Here is a 20,986-nt window from a genome sequence, read left to right as displayed (position 1 = left end):
GACGGTCGCGATCTGCGCCAGAACATTACACCGCTGCTGCCGTGGCAGCGCTAACGAGGTCGGCATTACATGGAGTTTGTCATTGCGTTCGTGTCTTTCATGGTCTGGCCGCTGCTGGCAGGGCTGCTGGTCACGCTGGTGCTGGAGCATCTGATCCTGCGCCAGATGGACTCGGCACCGGTGGTCTTCTGGCGCCGGTCCTGGAGCGCCCAGCTCGCCCATGTGGGGTATTGGTGCGCGAGCTGGGCGCTCTGCACCCTGATCACGCAACGCCCGTGGTTTTCCGTGGTGGTCGTCAATGCCCTGTGGCTGGTGGTGCTGCAGGTCAGTCAAACCAAATACGTCTCGCTGCGTGAGCCTTTCCTGAGCCAGGACTTCGAGTATTTCACCGACGCCATCAAGCATCCCCGGCTGTATATCCCCTTCTTCGGCATCGGCCTGACGATTGCCGCCCTCTGCGCCGGCGCACTGGCGATCGGGACGGGTCTGTGGCTGGAACCCGCGCTGGGGTTCTCTGCGCGCTACGCCGATGACACCAGCGCCTGGCTGGTACCGCTGGTCGCCCTGCTGCTGGCGAGCGGCGCCATGACCTATGCGCTCGGCAATCGACTGACTCGAGACATCATGCTGTTCCCGGAATATGACCTGCGTGAGCGCGGCATGGTCGCCTATCTGTTGGCATACGCTCGCCTGGCCCGTCGTCCGCTGATGCCGGATCACGATCCCCTGCAGGCGGCTGGGCAGTCGGCGCGTGAGGCGCTGGAGGCGATCGGCAACGAAGCTGCACCAGGCTGTCTGCCCCACGTGGTGAGCGTTCAGAGCGAATCCTTCTTCGATGCGCGCCGCGTCTACCCCAAGGTGCGCGATGACCTGCTGCCGAATCTGGACCGCTGTCACTTCACCGCCCTGTCTCAGGGGCTGCCCTGCGGGCGGCTGGCCGTACCGGCCTGGGGCGCCAATACCGTGCGCACCGAGACGGCCTTCCTCACCGGCCTGACCGCCGAGCAGCTCGGCGTGCACATGTTCAACCCCTACCACCAGCTGGCCAGGCGTGATGTCTCCAACCTGGCCGCCAGCTACAAGGCGCTGGGCTATCGCACCCTGTGCATCCACCCGTATCCGGGCACCTTCTATCTGCGCAATCAGGTGCTCAAGCGCATGGGCTTCGATGAGTTCCTCGACATCGCGCACTTCAGCGATGCCGACAGGTGTGGTCAGTACATCAGCGATGCCGCCGTGGCCGCCAAGGTGGAAGACTGTCTGCTGGCCGCGGGCGATACCCCGTTGTTCATCCAGGTGATCACCATGGAGAATCACGGGCCGCTGCATCTGGAGACATTGGACACGGCTCGCCTGACGGAGTGGCATGACGGCGATCTGCCGGACAACTGTCAGGAGCTCGGCATCTATCTGCGTCACCTGGTGAACGCCGATGCGATGATCGGCCAGCTGACCACGGCGCTTTCCAGACTGCCGCGCGGTGGGCTGCTGTGTTTCTATGGGGATCACGTACCGATCATGCCCGAGGTCTACGCGACCCTGGGAGAACCCAATGGCGTGACCGATGGCTTCATCTGGTCCAGCGCCCTGCCGGAATCCGACGACACCGCACGCCAGACCATGGCGACAGTGCGCGACGAGGACCCGGAGCTGATGGAATGGGCCCTCGACTGCGACGGGCCTTTCAAGACTGACGAGCAATGCCGCAAGGGCGACCCGCGCGTCACCAATATCGACACATTAGGAAGTGCGCTGCTGGAGGCGACCGCCCGTCATGCTCGCCACAGCGCCGCGACTCAGAAGTTCAGGAGCCTCTCATGACCCGACGCGTTGCCATCATCGGCGCTGCCAGCCGTTTCCCCGGCACCACTCAGGCCACTCTGTGGGACGACCTCCTGGCCGGCAAGGACATGGTGACCGAAGTCGCCGATGACCGCTGGAGCAAGGACTCCCTCCTGCACCCGGACAAGAAGGCACCGGGGATGAGCTACAGCTTCGCCGCTGGCTCGCTGGGCGACATCTCGGGCTTTGACCCGGCGTTCTTCGGCATCAGCCCACGCGAAGCCGCCAACATGGACCCTCAGCAGCGCATGCTGCTGGAGATGAGCTGGGAGGCCATCGAGCACGCCGGCATTCCCGCCGAGAAGATGCGCGGCTCGCGCTGTGGCGTCTTCATGGGCGTGGCGAGTCTCGACTATTCCTATCGCATGGCGGATGACCTGAGCGCCATCGGCCCGAATACCGCCACCGGCAACACCTCCAGCGTGGCCTCCAACCGCCTGTCCTATGCCTTTGACCTGCATGGGCCGAGCCTGTCACTGGATACCGCCTGTTCCTCGTCGCTGGTCGCCTTCCATCAGGCCTGCCAGTCGATCCGCAGCGGCGAGACCGACATGGCGCTGACCGGCGGCATCAGCCTGCACCTGCACCCTTACGGCTTCCTGATCTTCTCCAAGGCCACCATGCTCTCGAAGACCGGCCGCTGTCAGGTCTTCGATGAGGCGGGCGATGGCTACGCGCGCTCCGAGGGCGGCGGCATCTTCCTGCTCAAGGACCTTGATCAGGCACTCGCCGATGGCGACCGCATCCTCGCCGTCGTCGCCTCCTCGGTGGTCAATACCGATGGCTACAAGTCCGGCCTGACCGTGCCCAATCCCGCCGCGCAGATCCAGCTGATGGAGCGCGCCTGTGAACTGGCCGGCGTGACGCCTGACGAGATCGATTATCTCGAGGCCCACGGCACCGGCACCGCCGTCGGTGACCCGCTGGAAACCCGCGCCATCGGTGCCGCCATCGGCCAGAAGCGCTCAAGCCCGCTGCCGATCGGCTCGATCAAGAGCAACATGGGCCACCTGGAGACGGCCTCCGGCGTGGCGGGGCTGGCCAAGGCGCTGGGCGTGATCGCCCATCGCGAGGTGCCGGCCACCATCAAGATCCAGCGTCTGAATCCGAAGATTCGCAGCGACGAGTGGAATCTCGACATCGTCACCCAGCCGCGCAAGCTCAAGGCCTCCGGCCGTCTGGTGGTCGGGGTCAACTCCTTCGGTTTCGGCGGCGCCAACGCCCACGTGCTGCTGGAAAGTGCCCCCGAACCGGCGGTAGCGCAACCGACGGCAGACGGCGATCAGACGCCGCCGCTGCGCCTGAGCGCCCGCTCCCCCGAGGCGCTCAGACAGATGGCGCGCGAGCTGGCCGAGCACCTGCGTGAGACGCAGGCGCACGATGCCGCCCCGAGCCTCTACGACCTCGCTTGGCACCTGGCGGCCCGCCGTGAGCATCACGTGCACGGCGCGCTGCTGAGTGCCGACAGCCTGGAGCAGCTGATCGAGGACCTCGACACCCTGGGCGGTGAGGCTGCGCTTGGCGATCATCCGCGCATCACCCTGGCGGACCGCCTCGCCCCGCTGCCCGCCGAGAGTGACAACGGTGCCTCGCCGCGCAAGGCGGCCGGCGCGCCCTCCCTCACTCGCGAGCGTGGGCCGGTGTTCGTGTATTCCGGCAATGGCTGTCAGTGGGCCGGCATGGGTCGCACCCTGATGCAGGAATCCGCCAGCGTGCGCGCCTGCCTGACCCGACTGGATGCGGCCTTCCGCGAGTTCAATGGCTTCGAGCTGCTCAAGGAACTGGACGGCAGCCTGGCCGAGGACGGCGAGAACCGCCTCGACGCCACCGAGATCGCCCAACCGACCCTGTTCGCCCTGCAGGTGGCGATCACCGAATGGCTGATCGAACGCGGCATCCAGCCGGTGGCCGTCACCGGCCACAGCGTGGGCGAAGTGGCGGCGGCCTGGGCCAGCGGTGCCTTGAGCCTCGAGCAGGCGACCCGTGTCATCTTCCAGCGCAGCCACCATCAGGGACGCACCCGCGGCAGCGGCGCGATGATGGCGGTGGGGCTGGGTGAGAGCGAGATGTGCGAGTGGCTGGAACAGCCACAATGGGCCTCGCTGTCACTGGCCGGCATCAACGGCCCGCGCGGCACCACGCTGGCCGGCGACCGCGAACGCCTCGAGGCCCTGAGTGCCGAGCTTTCCGCACAGGGCACCTTCGCCCGCGTGCTGGGGCTCGACTATGCCTTCCACAGCCCGGCGATGGACCCGATCAAGGACGGCCTGCTCGCCTCGCTCGAAGGGCTGACGCCCCGCGCCACCCGCATTCCCTTCCTCTCCACCGTCACCGGCAGCGTGATCGAAGGCGAGCGCCTGGACGCCAGCTACTGGTGGGAGAACATCCGTCAGCCGGTGCAGTTCGAGGCCGCCGTCACGCGTCTGGTCAGCTGGCAGTCCGCCAGCGTGGCGGACCTTGGCCGTCATCGTCTGCTGGTCGAGATCGGTGCCCATCCGATTCTGCGCAGCTATCTGAATGATGTCCTCAAGGCCCGCAGTGACGAGGCGCCGGCGGGACAGGTGCTGGCCAGTCTGGAGCGCCGTCATGATGGCCTGGAGGCGCTGGAGCATCTGCGCGGCCGCCTGCTGCTCTCCGGTGCGGTGGATCTCACTCGTCTGTTCCCGGTGGCCGGTCGCTTCGTCGACCTGCCGACCTATCCCTGGCAGCGCACGCCGTGCTGGGTGAAGACCACCAGCGAAGGCCAGCGCCTGCTGGAACGCCATTACGTGCATCCGCTGCTCGGCTATCGTCTCGCTCAGCAGCAGCTCACCTGGGAGGCGCAGCTCGATACCCGCAAGGTCGCGTGGCTGGCCGATCACCAGGTCGGCGAAAGTGCCGTCTTCCCGGGTGCCGGCTATCTGGAGCAGTGTCTGGCGGCCGCCCACGAATGGCAGGCCGCCAGCGCGGAGGAGGATTCCCTGCCCGACGTGCTGGATCTCGAGGACTTCGAGATTCGCGCCCCGCTGCTGCTCGATGACACCACTCTGCGCCTGACGCGCCTGTCACTGGACAGCCGCAACGGTGCCATGCGTCTGGAAAGCCGCGAGACCCGCGCCGAAGATGCCGACAAGTGGAACCTGCATGCGGTAGCGCGCGCCTTTACGGCCACACGTGGCCGTCTGCTGGAGCGTCGCGCCCCGGCGTTGCCTGCGCGTGCCGCCGACCTGGATCGCGAGGCCCACATCGCGGCCGCCGCCCGGCTGGGCCTGCACTACGGCCCGCACTTCCGCGCCGCCGAGCAGATCTGGGTCGAGCATGGCAGCGAAGGCGCAGTCAACAGGCACACCGTCGGCGCAGCCCCGCATCCGCAGGTGCTGGCGCGCTTCGCGCTGACCCCGGAAATGCTCATGCAGGACGGTGACTTCCACCTGCACCCCGGGGTGCTCGACAGCGCCTTCCAGCTGTTCATCCCGCTGCTGGGCGTGCTCCAGGGCCAGACGGCCGCCAGCGATGGCATGGCCTTCGTGCCGGTGCGGGTCGGCCGCCTGCAGGTGCGTGAGCAGGTACGTGCCTCACAGATCACTACCGCCCGCGTGGTCCTGCGCTCGCGCGGCCCGCATTCGCTGTGCGCCGACTTCGAGCTGTACGATGCTGACGGGCGCGCCGTGGCCGTTGCCGAGGAAGCGCGCTTCCGGGCCGTGCGGCTGGGTCGCGATGGCACGGCCCACCTCGATTATCTGGATATCGCCCTGACGGCGGCGCCGCATCCGTTGAGTCCGCGCCCTGCCGCCGCCCTGGCGCTGGAGTCGCTGGTCGCCGAGGCGATGGCGCCCGAGCTTGCCCACAGCGACGACACCACTCATCCGCTGGAAGACAGCCACCGCTTCCGTGATGAGCTGGAGCCGCTGCTCGACAGCCTGATGCTCGCCAGCGTGCACGAGACACTGATGCGCCACGCGGCGCCGGGCGATCCGGCAGCCCCGCATCTGGATCACGAAGCGCTATCTCGCTGGCAGCGCCGTAGCCCGCTGTTCACCCGCGTGCTGCTCGACTGGGCCAGCGCCCAGGGTCTGACCGAATCCCGCGAGAGCGGCGACTGGCAGATTCACCCGCTGGACCTGCCGGCGGCCCGCGACATCTGGCAGCTGCTGGTCCGTGACTATCCGGGGCAGTTCCCGCTGACGCATGCGGCAGGCCGTCTGCATCTGCACCTGGACGAATGGCTCAACCGTGGCATGCCGATAAGCGGCACACCGTTGGCCGGGCCTGGGTCTGAGTCCGGGTCCGGGTCCGGGTCCGGGTCCGGGTCCGAAACTGACGCCACCGATGTCCTCGACGAGGCCGAGCAGCGCTCGCCTACCGCTCAAGTCTCCGGCGTGGAGGGACTCGCCACTGACACCCTCACCCAGGACGCCGAAGCGGCACTGGCACAGTTGCGCCAGCCGTTGATCCCCACCCTGCTCAAGACCGCCGTCGGCAATGCCGGCTGGCAGTGGCTGAGCGCGCAGCTGGATCAACGTCTCGCCCGCAGCCTGAGTGAACTGCCCGCCGGCCAGCGTCTGTCGGTGCTGGAACTCGGTGCCGGCGGCCCGTGGCTGGGACAGCGACTGGAAGCACTGCGTCTCGCCGACCGGCGTGAACCGTCTTTCGATGCGCTGGATTACACCTTCCTCGCCGCCAGCCAGAGTGCGCTCGGCGAGGCCCAGCGCCTGCAGGAAGACCTGCCGCTGATCGATGTCACCACCAGCGAGGGCTGGGAAAGCCCCCAGGCGCCGGTGCAGATCGCCATCGTGCATCTGGACATGGAAGCGCCGTCTCAGGCCCGCGAGCTGCTCAGTCAGCTGGTGCAGCGCCTGGCCCCCGGCGCAGAGGTCCTGCTGTGTGGCTGTGAACCTGCCGCCTGGAGCGGCCCGATACTGGCACTGGATGATGGCGAGCAGCTGCGCAGTCATCCGGGCATGGTCCAGTGGCAGCGCCTGCTCGGCCAGCTTGGCCTGAGCCTGCCGGCGACGGACACCAGCACGACGCCGATGTCCGGTGCCTGGTGGCTGGCCGCGAGCAAGGCGATGGTCGAGGACTCCGCTCAGTCAGATGCGCCACAGACGTCTATGAAGATCGCGCTGCTGGATACCCCACAGGCGGCTGCGGACCAGGCGCTGATCTCGTCACTGTCGCAGTCCCTGGAGGCGCGAGGCCATCAGGTGGCGCACGTGACGCTGCCGCCGCAAGACACCCCGGAGGCGCTGTTCGCTCGCTTCTCGAGCGTCGATCATCTGGTCGCGCTGCCGGCCAAGGCCAGCGACGCCGCTGCCGCCAACGCCCGGCAATGTACCCGCCAGCAGCTGCTCACCGAGATCACCCAGGCCTTCGAGGCGGCGCAGGAAGAGGATGACAGTCTGGTGGCGCCGACCTTGTGGGTGCTCACGCATGATGTGGCCGCCATGTGGCAATCGCCGCCCTCGGGGGATACGACTGCCACCGAGGCGCCTGCCGATGCCGCCAGCTGGGGCTTTGCGCGCAGCCTGGCCAACGAGAGCCAGTCACTGGATATCCGCCTGCTTGACACGCCGGTACTGGGAAGCGACGCCGTCAGCACGTCAGCCTTGATCAACGCGCTGGTACAGGAAGTCGAAGCCCCGGATCACGAGCAGGAAGTCGTGCTGGATGCCAATGGCGCCCGCTTCGCGACACGCCTGCGTCAGGTGACAGCCCCTGCACAGGCAAGGCTCGCGATGACCGACGAGCAGGCGTCCCACGAGACGGCGGCAGGCCAGAGCGAGACAGCCAGGCAGGATCGCCGCAGCGTGAGTCTGGGCTTCAGTCAGCCGGGCCAGCTGCGTAATCTCGAGTGGCAGCCGCGTCGCCTGCCCGAGGTGGCACGCGGTGACGTCGAGGTACGTGTCGAGGCCACCGGCCTCAACTTCCGCGACGTGATGTACACCCTGGGGCTGCTGTCGGATGAAGCCATCGAGCACGGCTTCTCCGGCCCGAGCCTGGGGCTCGAATTCTCCGGTGTGGTGACACGTGCCGGTGACAACGCCGAATTCGCGGTCGGTGAGCGGGTGGTCGGCTTCGGCCCCGCCAGCTTCTCCGACCGTCTGGTGATCGCGGATACCGCGCTGGCCCGCGTGCCTCAGGGCGTCAGTCTGGAAGCGGCAGCGACCATCCCGACCACCTTCTTCACCGTCTACTACGCCCTCAAGCATCTGGCGCGTCTGGAAGCCGGCGAGAAGGTGCTGATCCACGGGGCTGCCGGGGGCGTGGGCATCGCGGCGCTGCAGATCGCCGAGTGGCTGGGCGCCGAGGTGTTCGCCACCGTCGGTTCGCCCGCCAAGCGTGACTTCCTGGCGCTGATGGGCATCGAGAACGTCTATGACTCGCGCAGCCACGGCTTCGCGGAGGATATCCTGGCCGATCTCGCCGCCCGCCAGCAGCGCGATCCAAGCGTGGATGCACGCGGGGTCGACGTGGTGCTCAACTCGCTGGCCGGTGAGGCCATCGTCCAGAATCTGCGCGTGCTCAAGCCCTTCGGGCGCTTCTGTGAGCTGGGCAAGCGTGACTTCTACGAGAACACCCCGATGGGGCTGCGTCCGTTCCGCAACAACCTGAGCTACTTCGGTATCGACTCCGATCAGCTGATGAAGGAATGCCCGGGCCTGACCACGCGTCTGTTCCGCGAGATGATGGCGCTGTTCGAGGATGGCACCCTCGCACCGCTGCCCTACACCACCTTCGATGCCAGCCAGGTGGTGGAAGCCTTCCGCTACATGCAGCAGGCCCGTCAGATCGGCAAGGTGGTGGTCACCCAGCGCTCCCTCGCGGCACCGCTGAGCGAGGCGCAATCTGCTCCCGCCGGTTCCGGGACTTCTGGCATGACCGCCGGCGGCTTGGCGGCCATGCAGTCCGGCGAGCTGAGTCAGTCCGGCGAGCTGAGTCTCGACCCGACAGCCAGCTATCTGGTCACCGGCGGTCTCGGGGGCTTCGGACTGCGCAGCGCCGAGTGGCTGGCCGCACAAGGCGCGCGTGAACTGGTGTTGCTGGGGCGCTCCGGCGCTGCCAGTGACGAGGCTCAGGCAGGTGTCGCGCGTCTCGAGGCACAAGGCGTGCGCGTGCATGCGCTGGCCTGCGATGTCGCCGATGAAGCGGCGCTCACGGCCGTGTTCTCACGCTTCGTCACGTCGGCGGATGCCAGTGAGGCGAAAGATGCCATCGCGCCGCTCAAGGGCATCATCCATGCCGCGGCGGTGATCGACGATGCGCTGATCCGCCATCTGGACGCCGAGCGCATCCAGCGGGTGATGACACCGAAACTCGAGGGCGCACGACTGCTGGATCGCCTGAGCGCGAACCAGCCACTGGACTTCTTCGTGCTCTACTCCTCGGCAACCACGCTGTTCGGCAATCCCGGTCAGAGTGTCTATGTGGCAGCCAATCACTGGCTGGAAGGGCTCGCCGCCAGTCGTCGTGCGCGTGGCCTGCCAGCCACCTGTGCCCGCTGGGGGGCGATCGAGGATGCCGGCTTCCTGGCGCGCAACGAGAAGACTCGCGAAGCGCTCAAGAATCGTCTGGGCGGCGATGCGCTGATGGCGGATCACGCCCTGGCCTGCCTCAGCGAGATGATCGTGACGGATCAGCAGGCGCTGGCACTCGGCAAGCCGGGTCGCTCGCTGGGCGTGCTGGAGCTGGAATGGGGAGCGCTGACGCGCTTCCTGCCCACGGCCGCGACACCGCGCTTTGACGAGATCGCACGGCGCGCCGGAGACGATGACGGCAGTCAGGCGCAGCAGGACGATATCGCCGCGGCCCTGGCCGGCTTGAGCGGTGAGGCGTTGCAGACCGCCATCGTCGAGATCCTCAAGGGCGAGCTGAGCAAGATCCTGCTGATCGATGTGGCCGCCATCGACGTCAACAAGAGCGTCTATGACATGGGCTTCGACTCGCTGATGGGGGTCGAGCTGATGACGGCGGTGGAGGCGCGTCTGGGCATCAGCATCCCGGTGATGATGATCAGCGAGGCTGCCACCCTGTGGCGTCTGGCAGAGCGTCTGATGCACAAGATGAGCGCGGCCGATGGCGAGGACGCCGAGAGCAGCAGTGAAGATCAGGCCATGGCGCAGCTGGTCAAGCAGCACGGTGGCGATGCCATTCCCCAGGGTGAGCGCGGCGAGATGGTCAGCAAGTAGCCGCCGGGAGGATGAGACGCGGACGAAGACGGCAGGACGGTGACGGCGAGGCGAGACTGGCGCCGGCTCCCGTCTTGCCGTAACGTCCCAGTCATATCGTCACAGGTTCGCGTCGCTTCCAACGGCGGCGCCGACATGCATCACGTACCCGACGGGCGGGGAGCCACGGCTCTCGCGCCCGTTTTTGGGTCAGCAACATCGTGAAAGGAATTCGACTCTTGGCATCACGTCATACCCCCGGATCTTCCGCCAGTGACATGAAACAGCAGTTGCTGGACAAGGCCCGTGCACGCCGTACCCGCCCCACCGCCGCACAGGCTCAAGGCCCCGAAGACGACATCTTCGCGCACAGGACAACCGCTCCACTGGAGATCAGCGATGACTTCGTGCGCTTCGATCGCCAGCCCGGTTATCAGCAGCTGAGCATGATGCAGCAGGCCGGCGCCGCCTTCGGCGTGCCGGAGCCCTTCTTCCGCGTGCATGAAGGCTGCGCTGGCGCCACCACGCGCATCGATGGGCGCGAGCTGGTCAACTTCGCCAGCTACAACTACCTCGACTATTCCCGTCATCCCGAGGTGATCAAGGCCGCGGCCGAGGCGGCGGCCCATTACGGTACCTCGGTGTCGGCCTCACGCGCCGTCTCCGGTGAGCGTCCGATCCATCGCGAGCTGGAAGCGGCGGTGGCGCGCACCTACGAGGTCGAGGATGCGGTGGTGTTCGTCAGCGGTCATGCCACCAACGTGTCCACGCTAGGCTATCTGCTCGGCCCGAAGGACCTCATCCTGCATGACGAGTGGATCCACAACAGCTCGCTGGTCGGCGCTCAACTCTCCGGCGCTCGTCGCATGCCCTTCGCGCACAACGACCCGGACGCGCTGGAAGCCCTGCTCAGCAGTCAGCGCGGCAAGTTCGAGCGCGTGCTGATCGTCACCGAAGGCCTCTACAGCATGGACGGCGACGTGCCGGACCTGCCGCGCCTGATCGCCCTCAAGCAACAGTACCGCTGCTGGCTGATGGTCGATGAAGCCCACTCCTTCGGCGTGCTCGGGGAGCGTGGGCTCGGCCTGAGGGAGCACTTCGACATCGCTGCGCGTGACGTCGATATCTGGATGGGCACGATGAGCAAGACGCTGTCCGGCTGCGGTGGCTACATCGCCGGCTGCAAGGAACTGGTCAGCATGCTGCGCTACTTCGCGCCGGGCTTCCTCTACTCGGTGGGCATGCCGGCACAGGTCGCCGCCCCGTCGCTGAAGATCCTCGAACTGCTCCAGGGCGACGATGCCAGACAGCGCATCGCTCGCCTGCATGCCGTCTCCGGCTACTTCCTCACGCGCGCCCGTGCGCTGGGGCTGGATGTCGGGGACAGCCTGGGCGTCGCGGTGGTGCCTGTCATCCTCGGCAGCTCCCTGGTGGCCGCGCGCCTCTCCAACCAGCTGTTCGAGGCCGGCTTCAACGTCCAGCCCATCCTGCACCCCGCCGTGCCGGAGAAGAGCGCCCGTCTGCGCTTCTTCCTCTCCTGCGAGCACACCGAAACCCAAGTGGACGCCGTCCTCGAGACCCTCATCCAGCAGCTGAGCGACATCAAGGCAGGGCTCTGAGGGTTGTCAGCCCACACGTGACGGATCGGCCAGTTCTGCCAGTTCACACCCCCGGAACGAAAAACGCGGCCCTGCTGAAAAGCGGGGCCGCGTGCGTCATGGGGTATGCGTTCACTCTATACAGCCATTGCGAAACGAGTATCTGATCCTGTCACTTCAAACACCGTTCAATATCGTCCTGATACCTGACAATTGGTGATGCCAATATTTTCCATTCAAATAAATCAGTATTTCGTAAATTAAACTCTTGGCCAATAACCAAAATAATCCCGCAACTCGTTATCGTATCCTGTATATTCTCGCTGAGATGATCACGCCAATGACTGACATGGTTCCTTGACATCTTTTATACAGAACTTTCAGGGACATGAAAGTGATAAGCGCATCACGAAGTCATATCTACACTCATGCAACGATTACATGGACGTATGCACGATGTCTCAATCTGGAAATCTCTCCCTGACTGGGAAAATCGACAATGGGGTCTCACGAATCCTCTGTCAGATATTGAATACCCTCAAGACCCTCCTGCTCTGGCTCACCGGCCTGATGATAGTGGTTCTACTCCCTTTCGCCATCTTCGAGTACGGTGAAGGCCTGGCTGACATGTCACTCCTGGAATGGGCATTCGTGGTGCTGTCAGGCCTGCTGGTGTGGCGTCATGTCCATTACTGCCAGCATTTCTCGACAGGCTTCTGGAAAGGGGCCAGTCGCTTGCTGGTGTCTCTGGGAATCCTCACGGTGGTGGAACTGGTCGTGATTGGCCTGTGTGAAATATTTCTCTGGCAGTCAGAATATGAAGCGCTCCCGAAGCAGTATCTTCTCGAAGATGATCCGCTCGTCAAACTGGCCACTTACGCCACGTTGCTGATTGCCCTCTATCTGGCAGCACCTACTGGGCTCCGCAGCACAGCGACGAAAGATGAGCAGCAGGACGAAAGGCCCTCTCTTTCCCCCGATGAGGCTGATTCAGCCACGAGTGATACTTTCAAGGAGCCCACACTGTGAAAACCCCATACGGTCAATACTCATTCATCGCTTTCCTCGTGACGCTGGCATTCACCTCGGCCACGCCTGCCCGGGCCAACAAGCATTCGGAACGCCTGATCCAGAGCTGCAACGAGCTGGTGGGAATCTATGCCGAGAGAGATAAACAGAACCTGCTGGCAGGTGTCACGACAAGTGTCTCGGAAGCCCTGCAAGCAGGATACTGCATGGGCGTGCTGGATGAGTATCGTCGTCATGACAGATGTTACTCCCATGACTGGTTCACTCAGGCTCAGAAGATAGCGGAGATGTCGGTTGGCTACAGCGAGCGCATCTCGGTCAACGAGTTGCTGGAGTTCTCCTGTGAGCGAAGCTGACAAGGGTAACTGGCGCGAAATATCGTCTGTATACGAGGACTTGCTCTGCCGCAAGGTAGGCTTGAGCAAGCCCCTCAGTCAGCATGGCAAGCTCCTGAACTCGATCAAGACACTGGTCAATGCACTGAGTCCTTCTCTCAAGCAAAAGGACGATGTCTGTCGCAAACCCGACCGCAGCAAGACGCAACACCTGCGCCTGGATTACACACCGCTCGGGCATGGCTGTGACAGCCGGAACCGGGTGCAAATCCACCCAGGCGACATCACGCTTCTCTGGAATGCCATCCTGCTTCAGGGAATCTTCGGTGAGCCAAAGCTCGTCATTCAGCTCCTGGAGCAGAAAACCAGGCGACAGGAGCTGGTCGAGTGGGCACGTGAGCTGTTCTTCGAGCGCCAATCACTGGCAGGACTTGGCCTGTTGCGTCAGGAGCTGATTCACCTGCTGGATAGATTGCCTGATGCTGATCTCACGTCAGAGGAATTGCCCAACCCCTTTGCCGATGCGTTACCGCAGATGGGCCTCGGTCACCTGCAGGGCAACGTACTCAAGGGACTGGCCGCTCAGACAGCGGCCCTCTCCCAGGGGGATAGCATGATGGCTGCCTACTTCAGGGGAGATCTTCAGGAAGCCCACCAGCAGGCATGCCAGCTGAAGACGGACAACGAGATGCTGGTGAAGTATCGCGGCCTGATCCTCCGTCAATACAAGGACGCTTCCTCCTTCGACGCACTGCTGGACACCTTCCGCAAAAAAGATTGTTGAAGCATGCGTGTTGTGGAATCCACAAATAAATACTGGTTTCGTCAACCAAGACGGAGCCAGTCATGCCAACCATCGATACCATCCTCGCCCGCTGTCCCCATGAGGTCAGCCGCTGCTACCAGTCCAAGGCCATCCAGATTGATCACGCCATGGCCAATGGCACGCCCTACCGATCACTTGGCGGAAAACGCCTGCGCTGCCGCAAGGGCTATCTGCGCTTCAAGATCGGACATGCCTGGCGTCTGCTTTACCAGCTGACTGCCAATGGCTATGAGCCCTGCGCCCTGATCAGTCGTCAGAGTTTCGACCGTGAGATGAAACGAAGGCGGGACATCAAGTTCTGCAATCCCCCCTCACAGGAGTCATGCTCATGAATGCCATCGTTTCTCTGAACCAACCCCGCGTGGATCGTCACGGACTGGACATCAATGTCAGCCGTCTCGACCTTGCTCGTCTGAAGCACAAGTACACGGCCTCCAGCGAAGCCGAAATGTCGGTGGAAGCCTGGGACAAGGCGGAGCGTGAGTATCGCCGCTTCCTGTCACTCAAGGCCTTCTATCCTGCTGTCTCGCTCGTGCCCAGCAAGGAGGTCGATACCTTATGGCATGCACACATCCTGGACACACGTGCTTACCGCGAAGACTGCCACCAGGTATTCGGTCGCTTCATTGACCACTACCCCTACTTCGGTATCTACGGTGAAGACGACTACCAGCAATTGAAGGATGCCTTTGCACAGACGGTAGCGCTGTATGAAAAACACTTTGGCGCCTACCCGGGTGGCGGCACTGAATCACAGGCGATGCGTTGTGGTGGCGACCATAAGTGTCACGTCCCATCCGCATGCGCCTGTCGCGGGGGCCCTGGGGCTTGTAAGTAATAGACCGGCAGCCTACTCAAAACTATTTCAAACAATCGATACAAAGAGATCCAAGACAATGAAAAACACGACCAAGACTCACGCTCCAGCATCCAAGGCCCCTGCACGCAAAGCCCCGGCTCCGAAAGTGCCGAACGGACCGAGCACGACCGGCAATCCCTCCGGCGGTCGCCGTGGCAACAACCCGCCCAAGAAGGCCCAATCTCCGGCGCCTAAAGCCCCTGCTCGCAAAGCCCCGGCTCCGAAAGTGCCGAACGGACCGAGCACGACCGGCAACCCCTCCGGCGGTCGCCGTGGCAACAACCCGCCCAAGAAGGCGCAATCTCCGGCGCCTAAAGCCCCTGCACGCAAAGCCCCGGCTCCGAAAGTGCCGAACGGACCGAGCACGACCAGCAATCCCTCCGGCGGTCGCCGTGGCAACAACCCGCCCAAGCGTGCTTGAAGGTAGTGTGTCCGAACTCAGCTGAGTGACTGACACACCCCAGAACGAAAAACGCGGCCCTGCTGAAAAGCGGGGCCGCGTTTTTGTCACGGGATCGTCACTACCGAAATCAGTGCCTCAGTGACATCTCATTCGGTGAGGCTCAAGCCTGATCTCCCGAAAGCTCGCTCAACACCTGCTCGAACACCTCTTTAGGCTGGGCCCCGTTCAGAGCGCTGCGACGATTGAAGACGAAGGTCGGCACGCTGGAGATACCCATCTGCTGCCAATGGGCTTCGCGCGCCCTTACCTGCTGGAGGGCTTCCGGGTCGTCCAGCTGTGCCAGCCCTTCGGTGGCATCCAGCCCGACCGCGGCCAGAGAGTCCGCCATCACGGCGCGGTCCGACATGTCCTTCTGCAAGGTGAAGTAGTCAGCGTAGAACTGCATCATCAGGTCATGCTGCATGCCCTGTTCGGCGGCGTACTCGAGCAGGACGTGGAGCTCGAGGGTATTCACCATGCGCATGTCGTCGAAGAAATTGAAGACCAGGCCTTCCTCGGCTGCCAGAGCGGTCAGATTGCGACGTACCTCGGCACTGGCCTTGGGCGTGGTGTCGTACTTGCGCTCGATATGGGCGCGCAGATTCTCGCCGTGTGCCGGCATGTCCGGATTCAGCTCGAAGGGCTGCCATTCGATCTCGACGCTATCTTCCAGGCCAAGTGACTGAATGGCGCTCTCGAGGCGCTTGTAGCCGATCACGCACCACGGGCACATCACGTCGGAGACGATGTCGATCTTGAGCTTGTCTTGCATGTCAGTTCTCCTGAGCGGTGAAGCAGCCTCCTTCACCCCACGTGAATAGTCGTGAGCGATTGCTCAAATTTTGCGCGTACTGTAGACCTGTCACCTTCGCAGGTCAAAATACTCTCAGGGTGCCTGCAGTGTCTCGAGGCGTCGTTCGTGGGCCCGCAGCGTGCCCCACACGATCGCCAGCCAGAAGGCGTAGACCATCACGCCGCTGGCCTGGGAAAACATCACCCAGGTCATCCCGAAGTCGAGGAAGGTCAGCGGCAGCAGCACGCCGGCGACAGCCAGTGAGCGCAATGTCAGGTCGTCGCTGTCCAGGCGACGATAGAAGAGTCGCAGCGGCACCAGATAGAGTGCCAGCAACGCCAGCAAGCCCAGTACCCCACGCTTGACCCAGGCATCGAGAAACTCGTTGTGGGGATGCTCATAAGGTTGGACATGGCGACTGAGCTCTCCCCGCTCGATCATCGCATCACGCGCCTCGGCATACCCCGTCTCGCCCCTGCCCAGCCACGGCTGCTCGGCGATCATCAGTAGAGCCCCCCGCCACATCTCGAGTCGCGCCCCCGCGGAGGTGCCGGCATTGCGGTCCTCCACGTACTTCGTGACATCCGAGACACCGGCTTCGACACGTTGCTGGATACCGGTGGCCGGCGTCATCACCATCAAGGCGATCACCCCGGCGCACATGAAGACGCCCAGCCTGAGCACACGGCGTGAAATCACCTCACCATAACTGCGATACAGCACCCAGGCCGCGAAGGGAAAGCCGATCCAACCGCCGCGTGTCCCCGACATCAACGAGCCGATGATGCCGAACGCCCCGCCAACCAGCAGCGCCAGTATCCAATAGCGCCGCCGGGCACCTGCCTGACTCATGGCCCAGCCAAGTCCCGCGAGACACATCAGCCCCATCAACATGCAGATATCGCCGAAATTGATGGTGTTGGTAAAGCCACCGGCGCGGTGCACACCCCACACCAGCTTCTGCCACATCGCCCAGCTGCCGGTCAGCACGCTGCCGAGGATCAACCCACCCCACATCGCCCCCAGCGACGGAGGACACGACAACACCAGCAACAGCACCGGCACAGCCAGCAACAGGCGGATAGGCACGCCTGCCGTCTGCCACGCATCCCCCTGCAGCAGGATGCTCAGCAGCAACAAGGCTGCGAGGCCCGCCATCACGCCGATGACGGTCACGTCCTCCGTGCAAGGCGCGCGCAGCAGCGTGCGCGACTCGCGCAGCAACCCATAGCCACTGAGCAACACCAGCAGTGCCGGCCCGATGCTATAGCCAGAGGGCACGACCAGACTGAGCAGACCGAACAGGAAAACGCCGCAGGACACGGGGCGCGACGTCACCGAGGAAACATCGGCTTGAACGGGGGATGAAGCTGAACGAGCGAGGGAATCGTATGACAGCATACCTGGCCTTCCTGACCCAGTGATGACTCTATGAAGGATGGCACGAGCCACTCAGGCGCATGCTGCAGAGGGCTATTGAGGACTCCATGGGAGGGATAGCCTGACACAACTGCCCTCCTCCTTGGCATCAGGCAAGCAGCATGAAAGTCTTCACCTATGTCCTCTCCACTGACACGAAAACGCCGCATCACGAGGATGCGGCGTTGTATTTTCGATCAAGAACCAGCGCTCTGAATCAATCGTTGCCGAACAGATCGCGGGTGTAGACCTTGTCGACCACATCGGCGAGCTCTTCCGCCATGCGATTGCTCAGAATGACGTCAGCTTCCTGCTTGAACGCCTCGAGGTCTCGCATGACGCGTGAACCGAAGAAGGTGTCCTCTTCCAGTACCGGCTCATACACCACCACTTCCACACCCTTGGCCTTGATGCGCTTCATCACGCCCTGCATGGCACTGGCGCGGAAGTTGTCAGAGCCGGACTTCATCACCAGGCGATACACCCCCACCACCTGCGGGTTGCGCTTGAGCACGGATTCCGCAATGAAGTCCTTGCGCGTGGTGTTGGCATCGACGATGGCCTGGATCATGTTGTTGGGCACTTCCTGATAATTGGCCAACAACTGCTTGGTATCCTTCGGCAGGCAGTAACCCCCATACCCGAAGGACGGGTTGTGATAGTGCTGGCCGATGCGCGGGTCCAGCCCCACCCCTTCGATGATCTGCCTGGCATCCAGCCCATGTGATTCCGCGTAGGTATCCAGCTCATTGAAGTAGGCGACGCGCATTGCCAGGTAGGTATTGGCGAACAGCTTGATGGCCTCTGCCTCGGTGCTGTCAGTGAACAGCACATCGACACCCTGCTTGATGGCACCCTCCTTGAGCAGCCCGGCGAACACCTCGGCACGCTCGGAGCGCTCACCGACGATGATGCGAGACGGATGCAGGTTGTCGTACAGCGCCTTGCCTTCACGCAGGAATTCCGGCGAGAAGATCAGGTTCTCGGTATTGAAACGCTCACGCGCCTCTACCGTATAGCCCACCGGCACAGTGGACTTGATCACCATCACCGCGTCAGGATTGATGTCGCGCACATCCTGAATCACCGCTTCAACACTGGAAGTATTGAAGTAGTTGGTAGTGGTATCGTAATCCGTCGGCGTCGCGATGATCACGAAATCGGCATCGCGGTAGGCCTCTTCCTTGTCGAGGGTAGCGCGGAAATTCAGATCTCCACGCGCCAGAAACTCATGAATCTCATTATCGACGATAGGCGAGATACCACGGTTCAGGCCCTCCACCTTCTCCGGCACGATATCCAACGCGACGACTTCATGATGCTGAGACAGCAGCATGGCGTTGGAGAGACCGACATAACCCGTGCCTGCGATGGCAATTTTCATCTTCAGTCCTGTTTATCATCTTGAAATTGGCGTTGATACTACTGGAAAATACCGAATATTCACAGCATGACAGGTATCAGGAAACCTCACGAACAAGCATGAAACGTGAAGAATGACCAAGAAATCTGATAATTACTTTTGTACCGCAGTTCTCATGAATTGAGAAATTTTGGACACATTCTTGTATGGCAAGGCAAGGAAAGGATTCACGCCATTTTTTCTCATGGCCGAGATATCTTCCAATGACTTTCTGACAATCTGCTTGAAACTACCGTTGCTGGCACCTCCTACACGCATCTTGACCAACACTTCAGGCAAATAACAAACCTTGAAATTGTCATTTGAAAGATATCGAAGTAGAGCGTCGTAATCGCCAGCAATACGATACTGAAGATCAAATCCTCCCATCACTTCATATAGCTCACGTCGCATGAAAAACGTGGGATGGGGGGGCATCCAACCATATTTCAGCTTCTTATGCTTGAACTTTCCAGATTTCCAGTGGCGTATAATATGATCAGTATCTGTAGCGCTGACGTATTGAAGGTCACCATACACGGCACCCACAGCCGGATCCTCAAAGTAGCGGGCAACTTGTGCCAGTACTTCATCGTGAGCATAGAGGTCATCAGAATGCAAGAAACCGACGATATCACCTGTTGAGTTGGCTACACCCTTGTTCAGTGCATCATAGATGCCCTTGTCGGGCTCAGAAATAAACACATCGTTGTTATGGAGAGTCGCCTTGGCGACATCGACCGTATTATCCTTTGAGGCCCCATCGATTACGACGTGTTCAATATTCTTCCAGGTCTGACGCTTCAACGTCGCTATCGCCTCTCCTATAGTTGCTTCACTATTGAAGCAGGCAGTCACGACGGAGATTTTCAACTGTTCACTCATCAGGCTCGTCCATATCGATCATTGAAACGAATGATATCGTCTTCACCCAGGTAAGATCCTGACTGAACCTCGATCAACTCCAGCGGTATCTTTCCTGGGTTTTCCAGCGCATGAACCTGCCCAATGGGGATGTAAGTTGACTCATTTTCACTGACAAGCTGAGTCTTGTCACCAATGGTAACCTTTGCCGTCCCAGAGACGACGATCCAATGCTCAGCACGGTGATGATGCATCTGGACGGAGAGTTTCGCGCCAGGCTTCACGGTAATGCACTTGACCTGGTAACGCTCGCCCTTATCAATGCTGTCGTAGACACCCCAAGGACGGTAAACCTCACGGTGATTGATATGCTCCTGACGTCCCTCCCTTTTGAGACGCTCTACTATCTTCTTGACTTCCTGCACCCGGTCCTTGTGAGCGACCAGTACTGCATCCTTTGTTTCGACAACCACCAGATCATCAACTCCCACGGTAGCCACAAGGCGATGATCCGCATGCACCATCAGATTGCGACTATCATGGAGCATCACATCTCCCTGGCAGGCATTACCTTGCGCATCATGCTCCTTGACATCCCACAGCGCTGACCAGGAGCCGATATCACTCCAACCTGCTTCAAGGGGCACGACAGCCGCCTGTTCAGTTCGCTCCATCACCGCATAATCGATGGAGTCTGATGGGCAGGCCTTGAAGGCTTCCGCATCCAGGCGGGTAAAGTCGAGATCTTGACTCGCGCCAGCCAGTGCCGCGCGACACGCCTCGACCATGGCTGGCTGGAATCTCTCCAGCTCATCCAGATAGCGCTTGGCAGAGAACAGGAACATTCCACTATTCCAGTAATAGCCACCTGTCGCTAGATAATCTTCAGCAGTATTGCTATCAGGCTTCTCTACGAAACGCTTGACTCGGAAACCGAAGTCCTTGAGCCCTTCACCACGCTGGATATAGCCATACCCGGTTTCAGCATGAGTCGGTACGATACCGAACGTGACCAAATGATTTGCTTCAGCCAATGTTTGCGCATGGCCGATACTTTCATGAAATTTCTCGACATCACGGATCAGGTGATCAGCCGCAAGCACCAGCAGTAGCGCATCCGGCTCTTCCGCTATGGCTTGCAGTGCTGCTACAGCAATGGCAGGTGCCGTATTGCGGCCTTCTGGTTCAAGCAATATACGGGCGTCAGATATCCCTTGCTGACGCACTTGCTCGGCGACCAGAAAACGGTGCTCTTCATTGCAGATGAGCAATGGGGCACGATGCTCAAGGGGTTCCAGGCGCTTCAGTGTTTCCTGCAGCATGCTGCCTTCACCAGTGAGAGGCAGGAACTGCTTGGGATTCAATTGACGTGACAGTGGCCACAGCCGAGAGCCACTGCCCCCAGCCATGATGACGGGAGTAATCATGGAAAT

13 protein-coding genes are annotated in these 20,986 nt (G+C 62.1%); 8 read left to right on the top strand and 5 right to left on the bottom strand.

Features of this window, described 5'->3' with window-relative positions:
* Positions 1–69 precede the first annotated feature (69 nt).
* The 8 genes from QD228_RS08625 to QD228_RS08590 all read left to right on the top strand — a co-directional run bounded on the left by QD228_RS08625 (position 70) and on the right by QD228_RS08590 (position 14,612).
* A complete protein-coding gene (locus QD228_RS08625) occupies positions 70–1,821 on the top strand; it encodes an LTA synthase family protein (RefSeq protein WP_279875189.1) in 1,752 nt (583 codons plus the stop codon).
* Complete coding sequence (locus QD228_RS08620; protein WP_279875187.1) at positions 1,818–10,007, top strand: type I polyketide synthase; 8,190 nt, start codon at positions 1,818–1,820, stop codon at positions 10,005–10,007. Before QD228_RS08625 ends, QD228_RS08620 begins: the two co-directional genes overlap by 4 nt.
* Before the next feature lie 257 nt (positions 10,008–10,264).
* Positions 10,265–11,605 (top strand): aminotransferase class I/II-fold pyridoxal phosphate-dependent enzyme, encoded by a 1,341-nt coding sequence (locus tag QD228_RS08615; RefSeq protein ID WP_279875428.1) that lies wholly within the window; start codon positions 10,265–10,267, stop codon positions 11,603–11,605.
* Between the two features lie 435 nt (positions 11,606–12,040).
* Positions 12,041–12,613: a hypothetical protein gene (locus tag QD228_RS08610; protein WP_279875185.1), complete on the top strand. Its 573-nt coding sequence runs from the start codon at positions 12,041–12,043 to the stop codon at positions 12,611–12,613.
* Complete coding sequence (locus QD228_RS08605) at positions 12,610–12,969, top strand: hypothetical protein (protein WP_279875184.1); 360 nt, start codon at positions 12,610–12,612, stop codon at positions 12,967–12,969. Before QD228_RS08610 ends, QD228_RS08605 begins: the two co-directional genes overlap by 4 nt.
* Positions 12,956–13,732: a hypothetical protein gene (locus tag QD228_RS08600; protein ID WP_279875182.1), complete on the top strand. Its 777-nt coding sequence runs from the start codon at positions 12,956–12,958 to the stop codon at positions 13,730–13,732. The genes QD228_RS08605 and QD228_RS08600 overlap by 14 nt, the downstream gene beginning before the upstream one ends.
* Positions 13,733–13,794: 62 nt before the next feature.
* Positions 13,795–14,106 carry a hypothetical protein gene (locus QD228_RS08595; RefSeq protein WP_176494477.1) on the top strand — a complete coding sequence of 104 codons (312 nt, stop codon included), beginning with the start codon at positions 13,795–13,797 and terminating at the stop codon, positions 14,104–14,106.
* The gene (locus QD228_RS08590) at positions 14,103–14,612 is read left to right on the top strand and encodes a glycine-rich domain-containing protein-like (RefSeq protein WP_279875179.1); all 510 of its coding nucleotides are present in this window, start codon (positions 14,103–14,105) and stop codon (positions 14,610–14,612) included. The genes QD228_RS08595 and QD228_RS08590 overlap by 4 nt, the downstream gene beginning before the upstream one ends.
* Positions 14,613–15,196: 584 nt before the next feature.
* Here the strand turns inward: QD228_RS08590 and QD228_RS08585 are convergent.
* From QD228_RS08585 to QD228_RS08565, 5 genes are all read right to left on the bottom strand, one after another.
* The gene (locus tag QD228_RS08585) at positions 15,197–15,847 is read right to left on the bottom strand and encodes a DsbA family oxidoreductase (RefSeq protein ID WP_279875177.1); all 651 of its coding nucleotides are present in this window, start codon (positions 15,845–15,847) and stop codon (positions 15,197–15,199) included.
* Between the two features lie 114 nt (positions 15,848–15,961).
* A complete protein-coding gene (locus QD228_RS08580; protein WP_279875175.1) occupies positions 15,962–17,269 on the bottom strand; it encodes an O-antigen ligase family protein in 1,308 nt (435 codons plus the stop codon).
* Between the two features lie 235 nt (positions 17,270–17,504).
* Positions 17,505–18,671, bottom strand: coding sequence for a nucleotide sugar dehydrogenase (locus tag QD228_RS08575; protein ID WP_279875173.1), 1,167 nt, complete (start codon positions 18,669–18,671; stop codon positions 17,505–17,507).
* 132 nt (positions 18,672–18,803) lie between these two features.
* A complete protein-coding gene (locus tag QD228_RS08570; protein ID WP_279875171.1) occupies positions 18,804–19,574 on the bottom strand; it encodes a glycosyltransferase family 2 protein in 771 nt (256 codons plus the stop codon).
* Positions 19,574–20,980, bottom strand: coding sequence for a mannose-1-phosphate guanylyltransferase/mannose-6-phosphate isomerase (locus QD228_RS08565; protein WP_279875169.1), 1,407 nt, complete (start codon positions 20,978–20,980; stop codon positions 19,574–19,576). The genes QD228_RS08570 and QD228_RS08565 overlap by 1 nt, the downstream gene beginning before the upstream one ends.
* Positions 20,981–20,986 lie beyond the last annotated feature (6 nt).

Source organism: Cobetia sp. 3AK, assembly GCF_029846335.1.
Taxonomy (GTDB): domain Bacteria; phylum Pseudomonadota; class Gammaproteobacteria; order Pseudomonadales; family Halomonadaceae; genus Cobetia; species Cobetia marina.
This window is presented reverse-complemented; position numbering and strand designations above follow the sequence as displayed.